At 48.3% G+C, this 21005-nt stretch carries 19 protein-coding genes and 2 riboswitches; of the genes, 11 read left to right on the forward strand and 8 right to left on the reverse strand.

Annotated features, from left to right (window positions below):
* Positions 1-50 precede the first annotated feature (50 nt).
* The 6 genes from ACQ5DJ_RS25130 to ACQ5DJ_RS25155 all read right to left on the reverse strand — a co-directional run bounded on the left by ACQ5DJ_RS25130 (position 51) and on the right by ACQ5DJ_RS25155 (position 7315).
* Positions 51-1379 carry a DUF4129 domain-containing protein gene (locus ACQ5DJ_RS25130; protein WP_429844813.1) on the reverse strand — a complete coding sequence of 443 codons (1329 nt, stop codon included), beginning with the start codon at positions 1377-1379 and terminating at the stop codon, positions 51-53.
* Entirely contained in the window at positions 1376-2566 is a 1191-nt protein-coding gene (locus ACQ5DJ_RS25135; protein WP_429844814.1) for a DUF58 domain-containing protein, read from the reverse strand. The genes ACQ5DJ_RS25130 and ACQ5DJ_RS25135 overlap by 4 nt, the downstream gene beginning before the upstream one ends.
* A 4-nt stretch (positions 2567-2570) precedes the next feature.
* A complete protein-coding gene (locus ACQ5DJ_RS25140) occupies positions 2571-3509 on the reverse strand; it encodes an AAA family ATPase (protein WP_429844815.1) in 939 nt (312 codons plus the stop codon).
* A 48-nt stretch (positions 3510-3557) separates the two neighbouring features.
* Positions 3558-4784, reverse strand: coding sequence for an MFS transporter (locus tag ACQ5DJ_RS25145; protein ID WP_429844816.1), 1227 nt, complete (start codon positions 4782-4784; stop codon positions 3558-3560).
* Entirely contained in the window at positions 4781-5830 is a 1050-nt protein-coding gene (locus ACQ5DJ_RS25150) for an ArsR family transcriptional regulator (protein ID WP_429844817.1), read from the reverse strand. Before ACQ5DJ_RS25150 ends, ACQ5DJ_RS25145 begins: the two co-directional genes overlap by 4 nt.
* 180 nt (positions 5831-6010) lie before the next feature.
* Complete coding sequence (locus ACQ5DJ_RS25155) at positions 6011-7315, reverse strand: homocysteine synthase (protein WP_429844818.1); 1305 nt, start codon at positions 7313-7315, stop codon at positions 6011-6013.
* Between the two features lie 89 nt (positions 7316-7404).
* Positions 7405-7511: riboswitch (SAM riboswitch) on the reverse strand.
* Between the two features lie 312 nt (positions 7512-7823).
* Between ACQ5DJ_RS25155 and ACQ5DJ_RS25160 the strand changes: the two genes are divergently transcribed.
* Positions 7824-8135, forward strand: a complete 312-nt coding sequence (locus tag ACQ5DJ_RS25160; RefSeq protein ID WP_144618010.1) for a rhodanese-like domain-containing protein — start codon at positions 7824-7826, stop codon at positions 8133-8135.
* Between the two features lie 81 nt (positions 8136-8216).
* Positions 8217-8843: an SCO family protein gene (locus tag ACQ5DJ_RS25165; RefSeq protein WP_429844819.1), complete on the forward strand. Its 627-nt coding sequence runs from the start codon at positions 8217-8219 to the stop codon at positions 8841-8843.
* On the opposite strand, the gene ACQ5DJ_RS25170 is transcribed toward ACQ5DJ_RS25165, so the two are convergent.
* Positions 8840-9178, reverse strand: a complete 339-nt coding sequence (locus ACQ5DJ_RS25170; protein WP_429844820.1) for a YqzG/YhdC family protein — start codon at positions 9176-9178, stop codon at positions 8840-8842. The genes ACQ5DJ_RS25165 and ACQ5DJ_RS25170 overlap by 4 nt on opposite strands.
* A gap of 103 nt (positions 9179-9281) precedes the next feature.
* Between ACQ5DJ_RS25170 and ACQ5DJ_RS25175 the strand changes: the two genes are divergently transcribed.
* From ACQ5DJ_RS25175 to ACQ5DJ_RS25190, 4 genes are all read left to right on the forward strand, one after another.
* Complete coding sequence (locus tag ACQ5DJ_RS25175) at positions 9282-10052, forward strand: hypothetical protein (protein ID WP_429844821.1); 771 nt, start codon at positions 9282-9284, stop codon at positions 10050-10052.
* A 98-nt stretch (positions 10053-10150) separates the two neighbouring features.
* Positions 10151-11821, forward strand: coding sequence for a ribonuclease J1 (rnjA, locus tag ACQ5DJ_RS25180; RefSeq protein WP_429844822.1), 1671 nt, complete (start codon positions 10151-10153; stop codon positions 11819-11821).
* An 80-nt stretch (positions 11822-11901) separates the two neighbouring features.
* The gene (locus ACQ5DJ_RS25185) at positions 11902-12330 is read left to right on the forward strand and encodes a BrxA/BrxB family bacilliredoxin (RefSeq protein WP_007721164.1); all 429 of its coding nucleotides are present in this window, start codon (positions 11902-11904) and stop codon (positions 12328-12330) included.
* Between the two features lie 119 nt (positions 12331-12449).
* Positions 12450-13151, forward strand: a complete 702-nt coding sequence (locus ACQ5DJ_RS25190) for an SDR family oxidoreductase (RefSeq protein WP_429844823.1) — start codon at positions 12450-12452, stop codon at positions 13149-13151.
* Between the two features lie 478 nt (positions 13152-13629).
* Here the strand turns inward: ACQ5DJ_RS25190 and ACQ5DJ_RS25195 are convergent, their stop codons facing one another.
* Positions 13630-14862, reverse strand: a complete 1233-nt coding sequence (locus tag ACQ5DJ_RS25195; protein ID WP_429844824.1) for an MFS transporter — start codon at positions 14860-14862, stop codon at positions 13630-13632.
* 186 nt (positions 14863-15048) lie between these two features.
* On the opposite strand from ACQ5DJ_RS25195, the gene ACQ5DJ_RS25200 reads away from it, so the two are divergent.
* From ACQ5DJ_RS25200 to ACQ5DJ_RS25220, 5 genes are all read left to right on the forward strand, one after another.
* Positions 15049-16035 carry an LCP family protein gene (locus tag ACQ5DJ_RS25200; RefSeq protein WP_429844825.1) on the forward strand — a complete coding sequence of 329 codons (987 nt, stop codon included), beginning with the start codon at positions 15049-15051 and terminating at the stop codon, positions 16033-16035.
* 251 nt (positions 16036-16286) lie between these two features.
* Positions 16287-16403, forward strand: a riboswitch (SAM riboswitch).
* A gap of 100 nt (positions 16404-16503) precedes the next feature.
* Complete coding sequence (locus ACQ5DJ_RS25205) at positions 16504-17517, forward strand: methionine ABC transporter ATP-binding protein (RefSeq protein WP_429844826.1); 1014 nt, start codon at positions 16504-16506, stop codon at positions 17515-17517.
* Positions 17518-18183, forward strand: coding sequence for a methionine ABC transporter permease (locus ACQ5DJ_RS25210; RefSeq protein WP_429844827.1), 666 nt, complete (start codon positions 17518-17520; stop codon positions 18181-18183).
* Positions 18184-18242: 59 nt separating this feature from the next.
* Complete coding sequence (locus ACQ5DJ_RS25215) at positions 18243-19082, forward strand: MetQ/NlpA family ABC transporter substrate-binding protein (RefSeq protein WP_429844828.1); 840 nt, start codon at positions 18243-18245, stop codon at positions 19080-19082.
* 188 nt (positions 19083-19270) lie between these two features.
* The gene (locus ACQ5DJ_RS25220; RefSeq protein ID WP_429844829.1) at positions 19271-20920 is read left to right on the forward strand and encodes a peptide ABC transporter substrate-binding protein; all 1650 of its coding nucleotides are present in this window, start codon (positions 19271-19273) and stop codon (positions 20918-20920) included.
* Positions 20921-21005: the final 85 nt, after the last annotated feature.

The raw sequence follows: 21005 nt of genomic DNA on the forward strand, positions 1-21005 counted from the left end.
GAAAAAGAAAACAACCACGGCTAATGGGTAGCACGTGGTTGTGGGAGGTATTACGTCTCAGAGAAATGAGAGCCGAGCGCCTGCACGGCTTGCTGCATCGCTGTCCAATCGGCTTCGGGAAGCGCCTTTTCCTGATAACGATATTGCTGATAGTAACGTGTGATCCGTCCGACTGCATCCAACTGAACGGAATCTAGCAAGGACTTTTCGCGCAGCCGATTGAAAAACTCTTGGGGTGTCTCGTGCAGCTCGATTGGCATGCCTTGTTTCTCCATGAGGACGAGGAATTGATAGTAGGCGTACCTGGTGGGATCATCCTCTGGGCCAACAGGCTGTTTGAACCATTTGGCAGAGCCATCTTCTGGGCTTTTTTCACTGGAAGAGGGAGGAACAGTGGTCAATACGGTATTTTGTACAGCCGCCACTTCTTTTTCCAGCGTAATCGTCCCCTTGAAGCGCTTTTTCCATATGTACCAGCCGAGCAGGATCACACAGGCGAGGATGAAGGCAATGATTAAGTATGGCTGTAGAACAGAAAAGAGTGATTCTCCGAGCTGTATCTGCACACTGGGGTTATCTGGTTTTTGTCCTGTATTTTCCGTTAATAACTGAATCGCTGCTTGTTTTTGGTTCGCCCTCTCGTACAAACGTTCAAACAATTTCACAATGAAAATAAGCACAGGCTCAAATAGCATATACAGTCCAGCGCTGACAGGTCCTTTTATCCAACTCCAGATCCAATAGATGAGACTCAGTACGATAGAACCGACAGCCAAATAACCTGCGATCAAAAGAAAACGAGTGCCGAGCACTTGACTGCCGAGTAACAAGCTAATACGAGCAGGCAGCCTCGTAGAAAGTGATCCTTCCCGCAGTACGAACGCCCCGATTGCCACCAAAATATAGCTGAGAGTAATGAGGACAAGCATGGAAAAAGAGGCTGCGAGCGAATAGGAACCTGGGTCAACGATGGAGGTGTAAAGTACCGCTAACACAAGCTGTATCAGACCCGCCATCAGTGCCAGAACAAATCTGCGTTGCAGACTGTCATGCCGATAACCTTCCGAGGCAGCACTTTGTACTCTCCAAAAATAAACAGCAGCCAGTATCAGAGCAATGAGCCAGGAATGGTAGAGGTAAAAGCTGCTCATTCCTATGACAAATACAATGGGATATAGCACCAGATGAAGCATCAAGCGACCGCCACCACCATGGTACAACCAGCTCCCAGTCATGAGCAGTGGCGCTGCGACTAGGCAAAACGAGAGAAGTTGACCAAATCCCGCTGTCATATACCCAAACAAGATCAGGAAGACGCCCGTTAGCATGGCCTCCAGCCAAAACGCGAGCGTCCAGCGCCCCATCAAGGAGAGTGTCATCCCATCATCACGCTCCTTTTTTTCAAGCGAGCATGCTCAAAACGCTGGATGATGACAGGGTCAGAGGAAACATCTAGCACCGCAACCTGATGGCCGCGTTGAACAAGGTGCTCCGCGGAGGCTTTTACGGATTGGTCCATTCGTGGTGTCACTATGAGAATGGCTTCCTTGCCATGTGCTCCTTCTAATCGGCGAAGAACAGTCGTCAGTGGCGTTGTCACAAAATGATGCATTTGCGCCAGTTGAGTCATGACGTGCAGGTGGTGTGTCTTGCCACTTCCCGCAGGCAAATGAAAATGCTCGCGTCCTCGTTGCTTCACGGTGAGGTACAGCTCGTATCCGACCGATTTTCTCCTGCACTGGCCAGCCAAAGCTGCCAGACAAGAGATCGTCCGTTCATTGGTAGTATCGTTATACTTTTGCATCATCGGTTCATAGGAGGGCAGAATATGCCCGACGATTCGCCAGTTCGGATGGGCTGTATACTCGAAAAGACGCGTCTCCAGTGAGCCTGTTTTGGCGGTTGCCTTCCAATGGATGTGCTTGAAACGGTCACCTGGCATATACGACCGAACGCCACGCTGAAAAGTGACATCGTCCTGTTGGCGCTGACGAGAAATCCGATTCCCATCTGGTTCTGTTTCAGCGAGCACAACGGGGGAAAGAGCAAGAGGCAACGGATAGACCAGTAAGGAAAAGGAAATCGACAATGTCATAACGGTAGGCTCCTCGCCCAATAATGGCAATGTCTCGGATTGAACATCCGTCAGCCAGACCGTGCCTCGCTTGTTCGGGATGAGAATCAAGGTGCGTGTAGCACTTTGTCGCATCGGCAGGTCAAAGCGCAGGCGAACGCTCGTCCGATGATTGAGGAGTCGCACCTCGTCTGCGCCTTCCACCAAGACATGCTCCGGCAATGTGAAGCGAAGCCAGGTAGCAGGCAAAGGCAGCCACGAACGATTGTGCAAGCGAACTGTAATGTGCACGGGTGTCCCTGACAGGACGCGCGTTTGATCACTGGACCATTCGAGTGACACCCATTTGGACATGGACTTGGCCCACCGGTCTTGTGCAGCGGGGAGAAAAAAGAAAAAGCCCCCAAACAGAAAGAAAAACCAGTGGCCGGAAAAAACGGCGAAGAGCAGCAAGACAAAGCCGATTACATGAAAGGTTTGCTTGGTGATCATAGCGCTACACGCTTTCTTCGACGGGAGCAGGAACGCTGGTCAAGATTTGCTCCACGACTTCCTGCTCTGTCACATGCAGCTCTGCTTCCATGGAGAGGCGAATGCGGTGAACTGCCAGACTTGGGAACACCACTTTCACATCATCCGGCAAGACATAAGTACGACCAGAAACGAACGCATAAGCCTGAGCGGATCGCAACAGGGCGAGCATGGCGCGCGGACTGATACCCACCTCAACAGAGCGATGCTGGCGAGTCGCTTCCGTCAGATCGATGATATAGTCTTCGACCGGTTGGCTGACATGAACGGTCGTGACTTCGCGTTGTAGAGCCGCAATTTGCTCGACAGTGATGATCGGCTCGACGGCCTCTAATGGGGAGCCACTTCGGAATCTCCGCAAAATTTCTTTGGCATCCTCTCGCGTACCGTAGCCAAGAGACAGCTTGAAAAGGAAGCGATCCAACTGTGCTTCTGGCAATGGATAGGTCCCTTCCGATTCAATCGGATTTTGGGTAGCAATGACCAGCATGGTCGATGGAAGTGGCAGGGTGACGCCTTCGATCGTGACCTGGCGTTCCTCCATGCATTCCAGCAAGCCGGATTGAGTCCTGGGAGTGGCCCGGTTTATTTCATCTGCGAGCAAGACATCTGCAAAAACAGGTCCCTTGCGCAGTTCGAATTCACTTGTTCGTTGATTGAATATGTGTAGACCGACGACATCAGATGGCAGTAGATCCGCAGTAAATTGCAGGCGGTTGTAAGAGCCGCCAATCGCTTGCGCCAATGTTTTGGCAAGCACGGTTTTTCCCATTCCGGGCAAGTCCTCCAGCAATACGTGACCACGGGCGAGCAAGGCCGTTACTAAAAGGCGGATCTGACTTTCCTTGCCCACGATGACGCTGCTGATCGCATCTTGCAGGTTATCCAATGTCGGATGAGTCATGAAAATTCTCCTTTTCCCATTCAAAGTTTCGGGGTCATACGGTTTTTATTATATAGGGAATATCCTGTTATTTACAAATTTTCGAAATAATATTCCCCCCAGCGCGGCGAGCACGATGACGGCGCCTACAGAGATGTAAAGAGGGCGAATCCCTACCTGATCGCTCAGCTGCCCGCCAAGCCAAATACCGACGGGCATCGTCGCACGCACGATGAGCAGGCGGACAGACAGTACACGCCCCATTAGCTCGGAAGGAACGTGAAGCTGATACAGGCTTGTGCTATGTACTTGGAAAAAAGGAGCAAACAGACCAGCCAGTAGTTCGATGGTGATGGCGAGCCAGATGTCATGGGTAAAGCCTATCGCAACAAAGCTTAAGCCACCTAATACCAGTGATCCCAACATGATCAGGGGCTGACCAAGGCTGTTACGGAAGCGTGGCACGAGCAAGGAGCCGAAGAAATATCCCAACGGATACCCAGCCAAAAACAAGCCTACATGAAACGAGGTGCCTTGCAGCTCGCCAACTATAAAAGGCAGGTTGAGTACGAGTGTGACTCCGACAGCAAATTGGACGAGAGCTGAGTACAGGCCAAGCCAGAGTAGAAGGGGCTTTTGCCAAAAAATCGCAAGACCAGCCTTAAACATGACAAACCACGATTGCTTCTTGTTGGTGGTATCCGCTGGAGCGATTGGACAAAGAACTAGAAAGAAACCGCTGAGCGCATAGCTGATCGCGACCAATGCGAGTACTGACTCACCGCCGATACTGGCAACGAGAATCCCAGCCAAAGGAGGACCTGTAATCAAGCCAATGCGCAGGACACTATCCAAATAGGCATTGGCTTGGAGGAGCTGCTCTCTTTTGACCAGAACAGGGAGGAGCGATTGGCTGGCTGGCACATATAGCGGTTGAACGAGACCGTTGATCAAGGCAGTGAAATACAACGGCCAGAGTGATTCTGTCCCGGAAGTGATGACCGCAAAGGACAAACAAAACGCAGCAGCTCGCATCCATTGAGAAAAAAGCATGACACGTTTCTTGTCGAATCGGTCGATGTACGGTCCGGCTACCAACTGAATCGCGAGCGACGGCAAGAAATACAGCAGCCACATCTGTCCGACCGCACCCTGTGAGCCTGTTGCCTGATAGATTAACCAGCTATTGGCGAGGGTACCAAGTGAGGCGCCGAGTTCTGAAATGAGCTGACCGAAAAGAATCCAACGATAAGAACGCTGCTGCCAGACAGAGGCTTGTACCGCGGTTTGGTTCATGGGGTGCTCCTGTCCAGGAATTCATCCCACATCAGGGGGAGCTTGTCCAGGGTATGACGGCGGAGTCTGTAACGGGAGCCTACTGTTTCAACGAGATGGGCAGACCGCAGCATGGACAGGTGATGGTGCACTGTCGATTTCGCCATAGAGAGTTGATCGGTTATCTCTTGCAAGCTCAGTTCCTTTTCCGCGAGCATTTTGACCATACGCAGCCTCTGCTCATCTCCGAGTGCTTTTAAGGCTTGCACCAGTGAAGGGGGTGGCTGATTAGGATCTACAGCATCGTGCAAATTTTCGTCGGCAACAGGGTAATAAAAAATTTTCGTCCCGACAGCATCGGCCTGTACGGTCCACGGGCGATAGATCGCTTGTGGGATCAGCAGTACGCGTGTCACGGCAGGCTCAGGGAGGTAGCTCGCTCCCGTCGCATACTCCACCAAGGCTTCCGGGTTGAGCTTTCCTAGCTTGCTTTGCTTTTGCGACCAATCCCGTTCTAGCATGCGACCAATTTCTTCCTCATGCGGCTTGATGTGAGTGGTATACCAGCCTTCCATCAATCCGAGAATATGACTCCGCAGCTCTTCTGCATCAACGGAAGTAATATGTCCGATATACGCTTCAAAAAAGAGGTGCGCGCGGCACGCTTCCTGTAAAGCTGCGCAATCATCCTTGCTACCTTGTGCAGCCTTCCGACGCGCTTCCTGCATACTTTCACCTAGATAAGGGAGGGCCTCGTATCGGAGCTGTTCTGTTGAGAGCTCTCTGACATACGAGAGAAATGAATCCAGATCAGCGAAAGGGCAAAGATCGAGCAGTTGCAAAAGCGTCTTCCACGTGTTGTGCTCCTTCGCATAGTCGACCTCTTGTCGTACAAAAGGCGAAAGCTCGTCCAACAGTTGACGCCAATAGGCAGAAGGGTGTTCCATCGTGTGATGCAATTGATCGTAGGTAGCGGCAGCGATTCCCAAGGCAGCTTCGAATAAGGGAGAATAGGAAATCTCCACGCGATACGTTGTTCGTTCACTTCCGATATTCAAAACTTTCACGTCTATCCATCCTTCCAAAAATTTCATCTATGCTTGTATTTTATAAAAATAGAATTTTAAATTCAATATTTTTCGAACGGAAATCAAAAAAGAAAGAAGGGCCACGCAGCTCAAAAAAGAGGTAGCGCGATCCTTCTTCATTTGGAGGCATAGTATGCTCAAGTGTCCTGGTGAAATCTATCAACCCACCGTGGACAATTGCAACGCACGCTGCAGTGCTTGCTCCAGATCAGAGAGGATATCGTCGATCGATTCTGTACCGACGGAGAGGCGAATAAGTCCCGGGGTCACTCCGGCTGCTGCCTGCTCTTCTTCCGTCATCTGCTGATGTGTTGTGCTAGCTGGATGAATGATGAGTGACTTGGAGTCCCCGACATTTGCGAGATGGGAGAACAGCTTCACGGACTCGATCAACGTTTTTCCTGCCTCAACGCCACCGCGAATTCCAAAGGTCAGGATCGCGCCAGCACCTTTTGGCAAATACTTTTGTGCCAAATCATGCTGGGAATCTGACTCTAGTCCCGGATAACTCACCCACTCTACGGCAGAGTGATTAGTGAGGAATTGGGCTACTGCCAAGGCGTTCTGGCTATGCCGCTCAATGCGCAGATGCAGTGTTTCTAATCCTTGCAGGAACAAGAAAGAATTGATCGGGGCGACAGCCGCTCCAATATCGCGCTGGAGCTGGACGCGCGCCTTGATAATATAGGCGAGTGGGCCAACTGCCTCTGTATAGACGACGCCATGGTAGCTTGGGTCTGGTGTAGTCAGACCTGGGAATTTTCCGCTGTTCCAGTCGAATTTTCCAGAGTCTACAATAATACCGCCAATTGCTGTTCCGTGGCCGCCGATGAATTTGGTGGTGGAATGCACGACAATATCGGCCCCGTGCTCAAAAGGACGGCACAAAATCGGAGTCGCGAAAGTGTTGTCCACGATCAACGGCACGCCGTTTTCGTGGGCAATATTGGCGATCGCCTCAATATCAGCGACATCAATGCGGGGATTACCGATCGTCTCGCAAAACACGGCTTTTGTCTTTTCATTGATATAGGCACGGAAATTTTCCGGATTGGATTGATCAGCAAAATGAACCTTGATACCGAGGCGGGGAAGAGTGTGGGCAAACAGGTTGTAGGTACCGCCGTAGAGACTGCTGGAAGCGACGATCTCGTCTCCTGCATGTGCAATATTTAAGATGGCGAATGTAATGGCAGCTTGCCCGGATGCGGTCGCTAATGCACCAACACCACCTTCGAGCAGGGCAACACGCTTCTCAAACACATCCTGCGTCGGATTCATGATACGTGTATAGATGTTCCCAAACTCTTTTAAACCAAACAGGTTGGCTGCATGCTCCGTATCACGGAAAACGTAGGAGGTCGTCTGATAGATCGGAACAGCACGTGAGCCTGTTACAGGGTCAACCTCCTGCCCACCGTGTACCGCAAGTGTTTCTGGCTTCCATTGTTGTTGATCGGACATGTCCATCTCTCCTTTTCCTATAGGAAATCGGCAAAAAAAAACGGAGCATTCTCCTGAGAAGAAGAAGGCTCCGATCATGCACGGGCTTGTGTTCATCTCTCAGAATCACTGGATTCTGCAGGAATTGGCACCATGCAGCTAGTCTGCTGGTTGCCGGGTTTCGTAGGGCCTGTCCCTCCACCGCTCTTGATGAGAAAAGTTGTTGTCGTAATTGTATGAAAATAAAACCTTGCTGTCAATGTAGAATATGCAGTTATCAGGGAGGTTTTTATGTATATGTGGATGAATGGCGTTTCACTCATGCCATTAATTTGTAACGCTTTTGCCTCAAGCTGTTCACATCCCGTGTGGCTACTGTCGCAGCGAAATAGGAGATAATGGTAGAAAATAGGGAGCATGGATGCAGGGTGAAGCCAAGTGCTCTTCACGTTAGAAAAGTAAAAAAGCGTGTGATATCATGGAGGTGGTTACAACTGATCTGATCGTACATATAGGAGGATAAATAGCGATGAGCCATGGAGTAAAGGAAATGACACCACAAGAGCTGTTGGAAAAGCTGGAAGCCAAAGAGGAACTGCAAGTCATTGATGTACGTGAGGTCGATGAGTGGAATGCAGGTCACATCAAAGAGGCACAGCTGATCCCACTCGGCTTTTTGCCACATCGTATCGATGAGCTGGATAAGAACATTCCGATTGTGATGGTTTGCCGTAGTGGTGCCAGAAGCCATAATGCTACAGCGTATTTGAGTGCCCAAGGATATGACGTGGCGAATATGGTTGGTGGCATGCTCGCATGGCCAGGTGAAGTCGAACAGTAAGAAGTCATAGAAACAGTGTGAATGCCTCCCGTGTGTAAGCAGGAGGCATCACGCATGGGACAAGCAGGGAGGAAGCAACCCGTGAGTGAAGGAACACAATTGCAACAGGAATCTGGGATGAAAAAACATTGGTTTCCTGTGTTAGCTGGTATTATCATTTTGGCTATCGTCGGAGTATTTGGTTATAAGTACATGACACAAGAGAAGATCGAAGTGTTGAAGCCCATCGCGGACTTCACCTTAGACAACAGTAACGGAACAACCTATACATTTAATGAAAGTGCTGGTAAGGTACGACTGGTTGAGTTTATGTTTACCAAATGCCCGGATATTTGTCCGGCGACCACGTACAACATGGCTAAGCTGCAAGATCAGTTGAAGGAAAAGGGACTGTTCGGAGACAAAGTAGAGTTTGTTTCCATTTCCTTTGACCCTGATAACGATACGCCGGAAGTCTTGCAGGAGTACGCAGCCAAGTTCAAGGCAGATCAGAGCGGCTGGAAGTTCCTGCGCGGGGACGCTCAGGCTATAGAGAAAGTGACGAAGGATTTTGGTCTGATGGTGATTAAGCAGCCAGATGGTTCTTATGCCCATACGGCTCGCATGTTCCTTGTGGATGGAGATGGAAACATGCGCCGCGCGTACGGGATGGCAGCTGACATGGACATGGAAGTCATGATGAAAGAGATGGAACAGCTCGCTGACTAGCGGGTCTCCTCATAGGAGATGTTTACGACTTCTTCTGTCTGATTTACGAATTCAATATGAACGAGTAACGCCCACCTGCGATTGCCTTTTTGAAGCAAGAGCTTAAACGTCTCTTCCGACGTGGTGGGCGTTTTTTGTTTTCGTCCGACGTGCAGGTAGTCGACAATTTGAGCGTTTGGATATCGCTTCATCGTTTCCTGCATCGCGAGCCTGCCCCATTTTGCATAGGGAGGCTGGGCATAGGCAGGGAATGTCTGAAAGATGAGCAGGAAAAGTACGGTGGAGAGAAGGGGCATCATGTTCCGATAACGAAATAGGCGGTGAATGGCTTGCACTTGCTAATCCCTCTCCTTTTCGAAATGGTTTGCCATGTATTTTGAAGACTTTTCGGAATATCATTCGTAGAAAATAATGACAATGAAGTACGGGAGGTTTTCGATGCATTACTTGCTCATTCCCTTATTTGGCCTTCCTGTTTTGGTGGGGGTTCTTGCGGCCATTTTCCAAAAGCCTCCTTTCTGGAAAAAATGGGGGCCCACGATTGCTTCAGCCATATTGATTTACGGAGGCTGCTTCGCTGCGAATGTACATTGGCAAATGAAGTATGGCATTCCCGTGTTACCCACGGAGTCCGACTTGGAGCTATTTTTATACTTTTGTATCCTGTTGGTGTTTGTTTGTATCCTTCTGTATATTGGCTTTTTCATCACGATGAGAAAACAGTTTTGGAAAATGAACCTCGTTTTTCTATGCACAGCCTTTGGTTTGTTTAGCTTTTTTGCTGCTGCCTTTTTAGGCATGGGACCCTTTTTGAAAAAAGCGGAGTACGTCACCGTCGTACAAAAAGCAAAAGACAAGTGGAAAGCGGCGAAGATGGACAATGAGAAGCCCATTGATCTCGCCATCGTTTACAGTAGACAGGACTGTACCAAAAATTGTGCAGGGTATCCGTATACAAGTCTGATCCTGGTACGGAATCAGTCGGATCAGCCGTTGGAGATTGAGTTGAAACTGCGGTTACAAAACAAAAGTGGCGCCGTATTAAAAGAAATCGAAGCCGTACCACTAAAGCTCTCTTCTGGAGAAATTACGGAGGTATGGACGAGCGATTCCTATGCAAAGGACGACTTCTGGGCGAGAGCCAGTGTCGTTACCGCTGAAAGAGTTGCTGATTTGGAGTATCAGTATTCGATTATTGACCGAAGATGAATGTGTGGAATAGACAAGACTGTGTGAAACGAACGTCATACGTTGTGATATAATAAGAATGGCATGCTTGGTTCGGGTTCCCATAATCATGCACGACGATGTTAGGAGGAAAGAGTTTGAGCGACGTTAAGATTTTCGCGATGGGCGGCCTCGGCGAGATCGGAAAAAATATGTACTGCGTCGAGTATGAGGACGAAATCATCATCATTGACTGCGGGGTGAAATTCCCTGAAAATGAAATGTTTGGTATTGACCTGGTTATCCCGGATGTTTCCTATTTAGTGGATAACCAGCACAAGATTAAAGCACTTTTGTTAACGCACGGACATGAGGATCACATTGGTGCGATTCCTTATATTTTACGACAAATCAAGGTGCCGATTTACGGTGGTCGTCTGACCCTGGGCTTGGTCAAGGCGAAGCTGGAAGAGCACCGTTTGCAAAATGAAGTGAAGCTGATTCCGATTTCGGAAGATACGGAAATTCCTTTTGCGAAGCTGAAGGCGACATTCTTCCGGACGAACCACAGCATCCCTGATTCTTTGGGGATTGTGCTCCATACACCAGAGGGAATGGTCATTCACACGGGTGACTTCAAGTTTGACATGACACCAGTCGGACAAACAACGGAGTACGGAAAAATTGCACGCTTTGGTGCGAGTGGTGACGTTTTGGCACTTTTGTCTGATAGTACGAACAGTGAGCGTCCTGGATTTACGATGTCAGAGAGAGCGGTAGGGGAAGGGATTCTCGATGTGGTACGCAAAGCGCGTGGTCGCATCATTCTGGCTACCTTCGCTTCCAACGTACATCGCCTCCAACAGGTGGTAGATGCTGCGGAGCAGTGCAATCGCAAAGTGGCGGTTATTGGCCGCAGTATGGAAAAGGTTTTCTTGATTGGACAAGAACTGGGCTATATCCAGATGCCAGAGGGCATGCTGATTGATATTAAGCACATCGACAACTACGCAGACAACCAAGTGTTGATTATTTGCACAGGCAGCCAAGGTGAGCCGATGGCAGCGTTGACACGGATTGCAGCTGGTTCGCATCGTACCGTTTCCATTTATCCTGAAGATACGGTGATCATTTCTGCATCGCCGATCCCAGGAAATACGATCAACGTAAGCCGCACGATAGACAAGCTGTTCCGCGCAGGTGCCAACGTAGTATTGAGTCACGAATTCGATATTCACGCATCAGGTCATGGTAGCAGCGAAGAGTTGAAGCTCATGCTCAACTTCATTCGTCCGAAATATTTCATCCCGATCCACGGGGAATACCGGATGCTCAAGACTCACTCCAAGCTGGCCCAACAGGTTGGGATCGAGGAGAGCAACATCTTTATTATGGACAACGGCGAAGTGCTGAATTGCAGCCGCGAAAAAGCTTGGCTCAGTAAGGTACAAGCAGGGATTGTCCTCATTGATGGCAGTGGTATCGGCGACGTCGGCAATATCGTCCTGCGCGATCGTAAGCATTTGGCTGAGGATGGCTTGATGGTCGTGGTTGTTAGCCTCGATATGAAGAACTTCAAAATTTTGACGGGCCCAGATATTGTGAGCCGTGGCTTCGTATATGTACGCGGTTCGGAATCCTTGATTCAGGAAGCGACACAGCTCGTTCGTGGGCGTCTACAGGAAGCATTGGATAAGAAAATCAAGGAATGGTCTGAGCTGAAGTCACAGATTAATGAAGTGATCAAGCCGTTCATTTACGAAAAAACAGGCCGTAATCCAATGATTCTTACCATTTTGATGGAAGTGTAGCTCCTGCTTTCTCGGGTAGGTGTGGTCGGGTTATAATAATAAGTAAGTTGAACTTCGTGATATAAAGGAGAGGTTGCCCAATGATGTCTTATGAAGCATATATGAGCCAAGTAATTCAACCGATGCGCGATGAGTTGACTCGCAACGGTTTTCAAGAGCTTCGCACTGCTGAAGAAGTAGAGCAAGCACTGCCAAATGCAAAAGGCCTGACACTGGTGGTTGTGAACTCGGTTTGTGGCTGCGCAGCAGGACTCGCTCGTCCAGCAGTTGTACATTCCTTGAATCACGCTACAAAGCCGGATAACATCTTCACTGTATTCGCAGGTCAAGACAAGGAAGCGACTGCAAAAGCACGCGAGTATTTCGAAGGCTATGCACCGTCTTCCCCATCCTTCGCGATCATGAAAGACGGCAAAATCATGACCATGGTTGAGCGTCATCAGATCGAGAACAACGAACTGGCAACAATCGCTGGCTTGTTGACCAATGCTTACGACACTTACAAATAAGAAGTATGAAACATCACGAGGCGCTCGGCAACGGGCGTCTTTTTTGTGTGATGGGATTGATTTCCTTTTGTTATTATACTAAAATATTTAATAAGTATAATAATGGAGGGGGAGAGAGAATGAGCAAGCTGGTAGTGATTACAGGCGTGACCCGTGGTTTGGGCAGAGAAATGGTCGAGCGTTTTCACGAAGCAGGCTGGACGGTTGCAGGCTGCGGTCGTTCGGAGAAAGAGGTGCAAGGACTGCGTCAGCAATTCGGAGAACAGCATCATTTTTCTGTCGTCGACGTTTCGGTAATGGAGCAGGTGGAAAATTGGGCAGAAGGAATCAAAGCCGAGGTGGGCGTTCCCGATTTGTTGATTAACAATGCCTCCATTATAAACCGGAACAGCCGAGTCATTGGGCTTGAGGCGAGTGAGTTTTCGAGAGTGATGGACATCAATGTGAATGGTGTTTTCTATGTAATTCGCGCCTTTTTACCGTTTATGGTTCAGCGCGCAAATGGCGGAGTCGTCGTAAACATCAGCTCGTACTGGGGAAGACACGGGGAAGCGTTTTTATCACCGTACTGCGCATCGAAGTTCGCCATCGAAGGATTGACGCAATCATTGGCAGCCGAATTGCCTGAGGGAATGGCAGTTGTGGCGCTTGATCCAGGAGGCAGTATCGATACTTCCATGCTCCAATCATGCTCGCCAGAAGAAGTGGACACTGCACCGAATCCGGCAGAGTGGAGCCGTGTAGCGGTACCGTACATCATCGGTCTTGGTCCGCAAGACAACGGAAAGTCGCTTACCTGCCCGCCAGTGAGAAACAACTGAATATCGTTGCCATTGTTTTACCACGCTGCTGAGAATCCCTCGGCAGCTTTTTTTTCCTAACAACATAGCTAGTATGAAAATGAATAGCCCCGTTGCAACCAAAAGCCACTCTATTTTCACAACATCTGCAATACCGGCTCCGGCTGCACGAATAGCAGCCATGAGAGAGAGAAGCCAAGTCGCATTGTATCCCATTAAAAAGACGACTGCGAGTATAAGTGTTGCAAAGGCGATCAGCCAGACTAGTAAGGTTAATGGTCAACAAAAAAGAAAATCAAGATGGTACGATAAAACTCGAAGGGAAGCTAGAAGTGATCTTTGAGAAAATAGATGTGAAGGAAATATCAGTTGTCCTCGATCATGTAATAAAAGAGAACAAAGTCGATTGGGAAGTGCAAATCAAGGAAGAAAAGAAGTAGTGTGATAACCAAGCCGCTCGTTCCTGTAAAAGGATCGGGCGGCTTCTTTGTAGTTGATATCAGTATTTAGCTTCAACCTCAGTTCGCTTTTCCCGATGAAAATAAGCATGTAACAGACAGAGCAGAACCGAACCCGCAGAGACAAGTGTTGCCAAGAACAGAGTTGGATTAATTCCACCATTGTCGTACATAAACCCCATAGCCAGCGGCCCCAAGAGCCTTCCACCCGTGGTAATCGCCCCAACGACTCCCAAATAAAACGGTGCATCCTCCCCAGTCTTTTCCGATATAAAAGTAGGGATAGTGGGCGAGATGAGCATTTCTCCAAATGTAGTGATAACCATTCCGACAACAAATGCGTAATAACTACCGTGGTAGGCCAGCATACACCCAAAACCGACAGCATACGCGATGGCACTGACGACGAGCTGTGCGGACAAGCTCTGATTCACGAGCCGCTTGATCCAGGACGTGATGGGCTGCCCGGCAAAAATGATAATCCCGTTGATCGTCCACAGCCAGCTATACGAAGAAAGCGGCATACCTTGTTCGGTAATATAAGGAGCGACGCCTGTGTTCCATACCGTATTGGAAAAGAAAATGAGTGCTGCGCCTAATGCCATAAACAAGTACAACTGGTAGCGCAATAACAGGGTGAAGTTGTTTTTCTCGCGGTGTTTTTGCCGTTCCTCCTGTTGCTCACCGACCAGATCCTGATGCGAAATGTTTTTCATAAAAAGGAAGAAGAACAAGGCAAAGAGTAAGGTGCTCGTGCTGTTGAACCAAAACGTAAGCTGGAAGGATAAAGTGGCAATGACTCCAGCCAACGCGGTACCGATTGCCATCCCTAGGTTGTTTCCGACATAGACAATGTTAAACAATGCTCGGCGCTGTTCTTTCCAGCGAAAGCCGATAAATGCCTGAATGGCAGGAAACGACAGGTTGAACGTAAACCCAAGCCCCATCATGAGGATCAGGTAGATGGGCCAGCTCTGAACGAAAGGAATGGAAAATTGAATAAGTCCTTGAATAATCAATGCGCCGACAATAAGCCGCTTGGCACCTAGTCGATGAAACAACGATCCGCCAATGAATTGACCGAAGATTCCAGCCAGAGATTGGATCATCAAGACGAATCCAGCTTCTGTCATCGAGCGTTGCAAAATGGTATGTACGTATAACGTAGTAAGTGGCCACATAAAGGCACTCCCGGAGGAGTTAATAAAGCTGGCGATGAGGAAGAAAATGGCCTCACGTGGATAGCGATTGAGGAAAGCGGATGGTGATATCACGCGAATGCACCCCTTACCATTAAGGATAAGAATAGTATAACGAACATTCTGAACTTTGTAAATTAAAATGTATATAATGTCGCAGGTACCCAAATAAAGGCTGCTCCACTTTTGTCGAATTCGAGTATACTAGACAAAGTGGAGAGATGACATCAACTGAGGATATAGAGAATAAAGGTGGACTTTATGAAAATATGGAAACGAGTGTTGCTTCTTTTGCTTGTCGTGATGGCTACGACAGCTGGATACTACGGATACTCTTTTTATCAATTTGCTCAAAATATTCAAGAGCCTAACATCGCACCGCCTAGTGGTGGGAATTCCACCAAAGCAGCAGAAATACCAGAGTGGGATGGTAAGGAACGTGTCAATATCCTGCTGATGGGAGTAGACCGCAGAGGAATGAAAAATAACGGGCTTCCTCGTTCTGACTCCATGATGCTGGTCAGTATCGATCCTACGGGGAAACGTTATGATATGTTTTCAATCCTGCGTGATACGTATGTAGATATTCCCGGTAGAGGTAGCTCGCGGATCAACTCTGCGATTGTAGAGGGTGGACCTGAGCTGGCAATGGAAACGGTTAGTCAGTTCACTGGACTTCCAGTAGATCGTTACGTGATTACTGACTTTGAAGGTTTCAAGGCTCTGATTGATGCAGTGGGCGGAGTCGAGATCGATGTAGAAAAAAACATGTATTATCATGACCCGACAGACAAAGGTGCTTACGATATTAATCTGAAAAAGGGTCTGCAAAAATTGGATGGAGACAAAGCTTTGCAATATGTTCGTTTCCGTCATGATGCGACCTCTGATTATACACGGACGGAGCGTCAGAGGAAATTAATGACAGCAGTCGTGGATCAGATGAAGAATGGTACAACGCTGATGCAGCTTCCTACGATTTTGAAGGAAGTAACACCGTATGTTCAAACCAATATTAGTTCGGTGGACATGCTGAAGCTGTCTGCACTCGGATTAAAATTGAATACGTTAGAGCCAGGCAATTATCAATTGCCGCCAATGGGGATGTTCCGTGAATCGAACCGCGCAGGCTCCGTTCTGGTTCCGGATGTCGATCAGGTTCAGTCGTTTGTCCAAGAAAAAATCGCACCTCCTACAGAAACGTCAGATCAACCCGTGGGAGAAAAGAAAAGCAGCACGCAAAACTAAGCGTGCTGTTTTTTTTGTTTTTTAGGAAAGAATAACCATGATATGACCATGGCGGATGCCAACGTTTACAGTGAGTTTATTCCAAGAAGCAACGCCTCGCTTTCACGTAAAGTCAAAAATCATCCGTAACGGCGTCATGGATTAAAAAACTTTTCCTACTATTACTATTGACGTGATATTTTCAAAAAGGATATAATCCGTTTTGTATCATCATGAAATAGAAAAGACGAACATAATATACGTAGATATCTTTCTTATCAAGAGAGGCGGAGGGACAGGCCCTATGAAGCCCGGCAGCCGGTTCATTTTCGGATGAACGTCGCGGTGCCAATTCCTACAAGATTTTTTGGATCTTGTATAGATGAGAAGGGTGGATGCGAACGTATAACATTGCGTTGCAGCCCCTTTTTCGTTTGTGAAAAAGGGGTTTTCTGATTTTATCAAGATTGTGGTCGGGAGGTGGATGCGTTGATCCAACTGCGTCATTTGCATAAAAGCTATCAAGTACAAGGTAAAACCATCCCAGCGTTAACGGGGATCGACCTTTCCATAGAGCAAGGAGAAATATACGGGATCATCGGACACTCTGGTGCAGGGAAAAGTACGTTGATCCGATGCATCAATTTGCTGGAGCGTCCAACTTCAGGGGAAGTTATTGTGGACGGCGTCGATTTGACAAAGCTGGATGAAGGGAAGCTGCAAGAAAAGCGCCGCTCCATCGGCATGATTTTTCAGCACTTTAACTTGCTGTCTTCTTCGACAGTTGGCGAAAATGTCGCTTTTCCGCTCAAGCTGGCAAAGCGTCCAAAGGCAGAGATTGATAAGAAAGTGAACGAGCTGCTGAAGCTGGTTGGCTTGGAGGCACATAAGGACAAATATCCGACTCAACTGTCTGGCGGACAAAAGCAACGTGTCGGGATTGCCCGTGCGCTCGCGAATGATCCAAAAGTGCTGCTCTGTGACGAAGCTACATCGGCTCTCGATCCGCAGACGACGAACTCCATTCTGGCACTCCTCTTGGACATCAACCGCAAGCTGGGCTTGACCATTGTGTTGATTACCCACGAGATGCACGTCATTCGCTCCATTTGTGATCGTGTTGGCGTCATTGATGGAGGAAAGATCGTCGAGTCGGGTAACGTACTGGATGTATTCCTTCGTCCGAAGCATCCAACGACACAAGAATTCGTGGAACAAGTAGCGGATTCTACAGAACTGCGCGAAGCAGTGGAGCACGAAAAGGCCGCGGGGAACCGTACGATTGCTCGAGTCACCTTCCTGGGTGAAAAAACGTATCAGCCGATTCTGTTCCAAACAATGCAAGAGACCGGTACGGTGTTCAGCATTTTGCAGGGAACCATTTCTCGCATGAAGGATACGCCGTATGGGCAGTTGGTGATCGAGCTGGAAGGCGATGTCGCACAGAATCAAAAGACTATTGAGACGCTGCGCCAACGTGGCTTGGAAGTAGAGGTGATATAAATGGACTGGACATTTGAAAATGTGGATTGGGCTGAAATCGGCATAGGCACGATGGATACGCTCACGATGCTCGGTTTTTCCACCCTGTTTACTGTCCTGATTGGTTTGCCGCTGGGCATCATTCTATTTTTGACTTCACGCGGACAGCTTCTGCAAAACCGCACTTTTTATACGATCGCATCATTCGTTGTCAATGTATTGCGCTCAGTACCATTTATCATTTTGATGATCTTGCTGATTCCTGTGACGAAAATGATCGTAGGAACTTCACTCGGTGTACTGGGTGCCATTCCGCCGCTCGTATTCGGTGCCGCTCCGTTTTTCGCACGTTTGGTGGAAACCTCTCTGCGTGAGATTGATAAAGGCGTGATTGAGGCGGCACAATCTATGGGTGCTTCCAATTGGCAGATCGTCTGGAATGTCCTTTTGCCAGAGTCTAGATCGGGCCTGATCGCGGGTATTACGATCACAACGGTTACGCTGGTCTCTTATACCGCAATGTCTGGGGTAATTGGCGGTGGTGGTTTGGGTGACTTGGCGATCCGTTACGGATATCAGCGTTTCCAAACCGATGTCATGGTTGTGACTGTTGTTATTTTGCTGGTGATGGTACAGATCTTACAATCGCTGGGGGACCGTCTGGTTCTCAAGTTCAGCCGTAAGTAGGATTTTTCCATATAGGTTATCAAAGAATAAGATAAATACATGCAAGGGGGAAATCATTCATGAAAAAGCTAGTCGTATCTGTACTTACTACTGTGTTGGCATTTTCTTTGGCAGCTTGCGGAGGCAAAACCGAAACAGCACCTGCTCCAGCTGAAGGCGGCGCACAAGGCGGACAACAGGAAGTAACATTGAAGGTAGGCGCTTCTCCCGTTCCACATGCAGCAATCTTGAAGCTGGTTCAACCAAAGCTGAAAGAACAAGGCGTGAACCTGGAAATTAAAGAGTTCACCGATTACGTACAACCTAACGTTCAAGTGAACGAGAAACAACTCGACGCGAACTTCTTCCAGCACAAGCCTTACCTGGAAGACTTCAATAAAGGACAAAACATGAACCTGGAGCCAGTAGTGGCTGTACACATCGAGCCATTCGGCGCGTACAGCAAAAAAGTAAAATCTGTCGATGAATTAGCTGATGGCGCAACTATCGCGCTGCCAAACGATCCGACAAACAGCGGTCGCGCACTCGCACTCTTGGAGAAAAACGGCGTGATCAAGCTGAAAGAAGGCGCTGGCATCAGTGGTACAGTGAAAGACGTTGTTGAGAACAAGAAAAACCTGAAGTTCAAAGAAGTAGAAGCAGCAATGCTGCCACGCGTGCTGGAAGAAGTAGATATGGCGTTGATCAACACCAACTATGCGCTGGAAGCAAAGCTTGTTCCAACGAAAGACGCCCTGTTTATTGAAGATAAAGATACTCCATACGCAAACATCCTGGTAGCTCGTCCTGACAACAAGGATTCCGAAGCAATGCAAAAGCTGGCAAAAGCACTGACCTCACCTGAAGTGAAAAAGTTCATTGAAGATGAATACAAAGGCGCGATTATTCCAGCGTTCTAAATCAACAAATAATTGATCGATCAACGAAACCCAACTGGCCGAAAAGCTGGTTGGGTTTTACTTTTATTTATAATATAGTGAATTTTCATAAAATTATATTAAATCTATAGCAACCCCGTTTTCAACCCAATTCCGGTCGCGTATATTGTGTTTGAAGTAAGAAAATATAGATAAGGGGGAATTTTCTGATGAAAAGAAATCTCAAGTTGTTTCTTGGCGCGATGCTGGTCGCTGGAAGCGTGTTAGCTGGATGCTCCACGAGTACACAGCCGTCAACGACAACCCCTCCAACTGAGGGAGCCGCAGCACCCGCTGAAAAGCCTGCAAATGGAAAGCAGCAGGTATTTCGGGCGAACATTACGAGTGAGCCATCGACAGCGGACCCTGGTCTTGCGAAGGATGCCACTTCGGGAGCAGTTGTTCGTGCTACGTTTGATGGCTTGACTCGCTTCGATGCAAACGCAAAGCCAGTGAATTCAGTAGCATCCGATATAAAGCTCTCAGATGACAAACTGGTGTATACGTTCACGCTTCGCGACTCCAAATGGAGCAATGGTGATCCAGTAACTGCCCATGACTTCGTGTATGCATGGAAGCGTGCACTCGGCAAGACTTTTGGGGCTGAGTATGCTTATCAGCTGTACTACATTAAAAATGCGAAGCTGATTCACGAAGGCAAGATGAAGCCCGACGAACTCGGTGCAAAGGCTCTCGATGACAAAACACTGGAAGTCACGCTGGAGAACCCAACGCCTTACTTCCTGGAGCTGACGGCTTTCTACACGTACTACCCCGTTAACCAAAAAGTAGTGGAGGCCAATCCAAAATGGGCAAACGAAGCGGCGACGCTCGTAAGCAACGGTCCATTTAAAATGACAGCATGGGAGCACAAGAGCAAGATCGTGCTTGAAAAGAACGAGCACTATTGGGATAAAGACGTAGTGAAGCTCGATCGGATTGAGTTCGCGATGATCGAGGACGATAATACAGCTCTGTCCATGTTCGAAAACGGTGAGCTGGATTGGGCAGGTCAGCCACTCGGCGGACTTCCCACCGATGCGATCCCAACTCTGAAAGACGCGGGCAAACTCGTTGTTCATCCAAAAGCGACGATGTACTGGTACAAGATGAATACGACAAAAGGGCCGCTCAGCAATGTGAAAATTCGTAAAGCATTGGCATACGCAGTTGATCGTCAGACCATCGTAGATAACATCACACAAGTGGGCCAAGTGCCAACGATGGGGATGTTGCCGCAATCCATGATTATCAATAAAGAAGGCTACTTCAAAGATAATGATGTAGAAACAGCCAAAAAGCTGTTGGAAGAAGGCATAAAGGAACTCAATTTGCCGAAGCTACCTCCGATCACACTGTCTTACAATCCCAACGACAGACATAAGAAAATTGCCGAAGCGATTCAGGACCAATGGAAGCAAAAACTTGGCATTGATGTAAAGCTCATGGTGAAGGAGTTCGCTGTTCACTTGCAGGATATGCATGAACTCAATTACGAAATTGGCCGTATCGGATGGAATGCAGACTTCAATGATCCGATGAACTACCTGGAGATGTTCCGTGACGGGAAAGACGGTAACAACGACACGGGCTGGGAAGATCCACGCTACCAAGAGCTGCTGAAACAGGCGTCAGTAGAAATTGACCCAGAGAAACGCAAGCAACTGTTTGCGGAGGCTGAGCAAATCTTCATGGATGCTATGCCTTTGATCCCCATGTTCACGGATGTGGATGTCTGGGTACAAAGCGACAAGGTGAAAGGCGTTCAAGTGGACGGACTCGGATTTATTGACCTGAAGTGGGCAGAAATGACGGAGTAACGAAAAAACAAAAATCCCGAGTCCAACGAAATTGAAGTGACCCAATAAATTGAGACAAGGAAAAAGCACCTCCTGAATCGTATTC

The sequence above is a fragment of the Brevibacillus sp. FIR094 genome (assembly GCF_050477165.1).
In the GTDB taxonomy this organism is placed as follows: domain Bacteria; phylum Bacillota; class Bacilli; order Brevibacillales; family Brevibacillaceae; genus Brevibacillus.

Excerpts from the sequence above, each read along its gene's own strand:
- rnjA (WP_429844822.1), top strand. The coding sequence starts at position 10,151 with ATGTTAGGAGGAAAGAGTTTGAGCGACGTTAAGATTTTCGCGATGGGC.
- ACQ5DJ_RS25210 (WP_429844827.1), top strand. The coding sequence starts at position 17,518 with ATGGACTGGACATTTGAAAATGTGGATTGGGCTGAAATCGGCATAGGC.
- ACQ5DJ_RS25185 (WP_007721164.1), top strand. The coding sequence starts at position 11,902 with ATGATGTCTTATGAAGCATATATGAGCCAAGTAATTCAACCGATGCGC.
- ACQ5DJ_RS25220 (WP_429844829.1), top strand. The coding sequence starts at position 19,271 with ATGAAAAGAAATCTCAAGTTGTTTCTTGGCGCGATGCTGGTCGCTGGA.
- ACQ5DJ_RS25160 (WP_144618010.1), top strand. The coding sequence starts at position 7,824 with ATGAGCCATGGAGTAAAGGAAATGACACCACAAGAGCTGTTGGAAAAG.
- ACQ5DJ_RS25215 (WP_429844828.1), top strand. The coding sequence starts at position 18,243 with ATGAAAAAGCTAGTCGTATCTGTACTTACTACTGTGTTGGCATTTTCT.
- ACQ5DJ_RS25135 (WP_429844814.1), bottom strand. The coding sequence starts at position 2,566 with ATGATCACCAAGCAAACCTTTCATGTAATCGGCTTTGTCTTGCTGCTC.
- ACQ5DJ_RS25200 (WP_429844825.1), top strand. The coding sequence starts at position 15,049 with ATGAAAATATGGAAACGAGTGTTGCTTCTTTTGCTTGTCGTGATGGCT.
- ACQ5DJ_RS25155 (WP_429844818.1), bottom strand. The coding sequence starts at position 7,315 with ATGTCCGATCAACAACAATGGAAGCCAGAAACACTTGCGGTACACGGT.
- ACQ5DJ_RS25130 (WP_429844813.1), bottom strand. The coding sequence starts at position 1,379 with ATGACACTCTCCTTGATGGGGCGCTGGACGCTCGCGTTTTGGCTGGAG.
- ACQ5DJ_RS25175 (WP_429844821.1), top strand. The coding sequence starts at position 9,282 with ATGCATTACTTGCTCATTCCCTTATTTGGCCTTCCTGTTTTGGTGGGG.
- ACQ5DJ_RS25190 (WP_429844823.1), top strand. The coding sequence starts at position 12,450 with ATGAGCAAGCTGGTAGTGATTACAGGCGTGACCCGTGGTTTGGGCAGA.
- ACQ5DJ_RS25145 (WP_429844816.1), bottom strand. The coding sequence starts at position 4,784 with ATGAACCAAACCGCGGTACAAGCCTCTGTCTGGCAGCAGCGTTCTTAT.
- ACQ5DJ_RS25140 (WP_429844815.1), bottom strand. The coding sequence starts at position 3,509 with ATGACTCATCCGACATTGGATAACCTGCAAGATGCGATCAGCAGCGTC.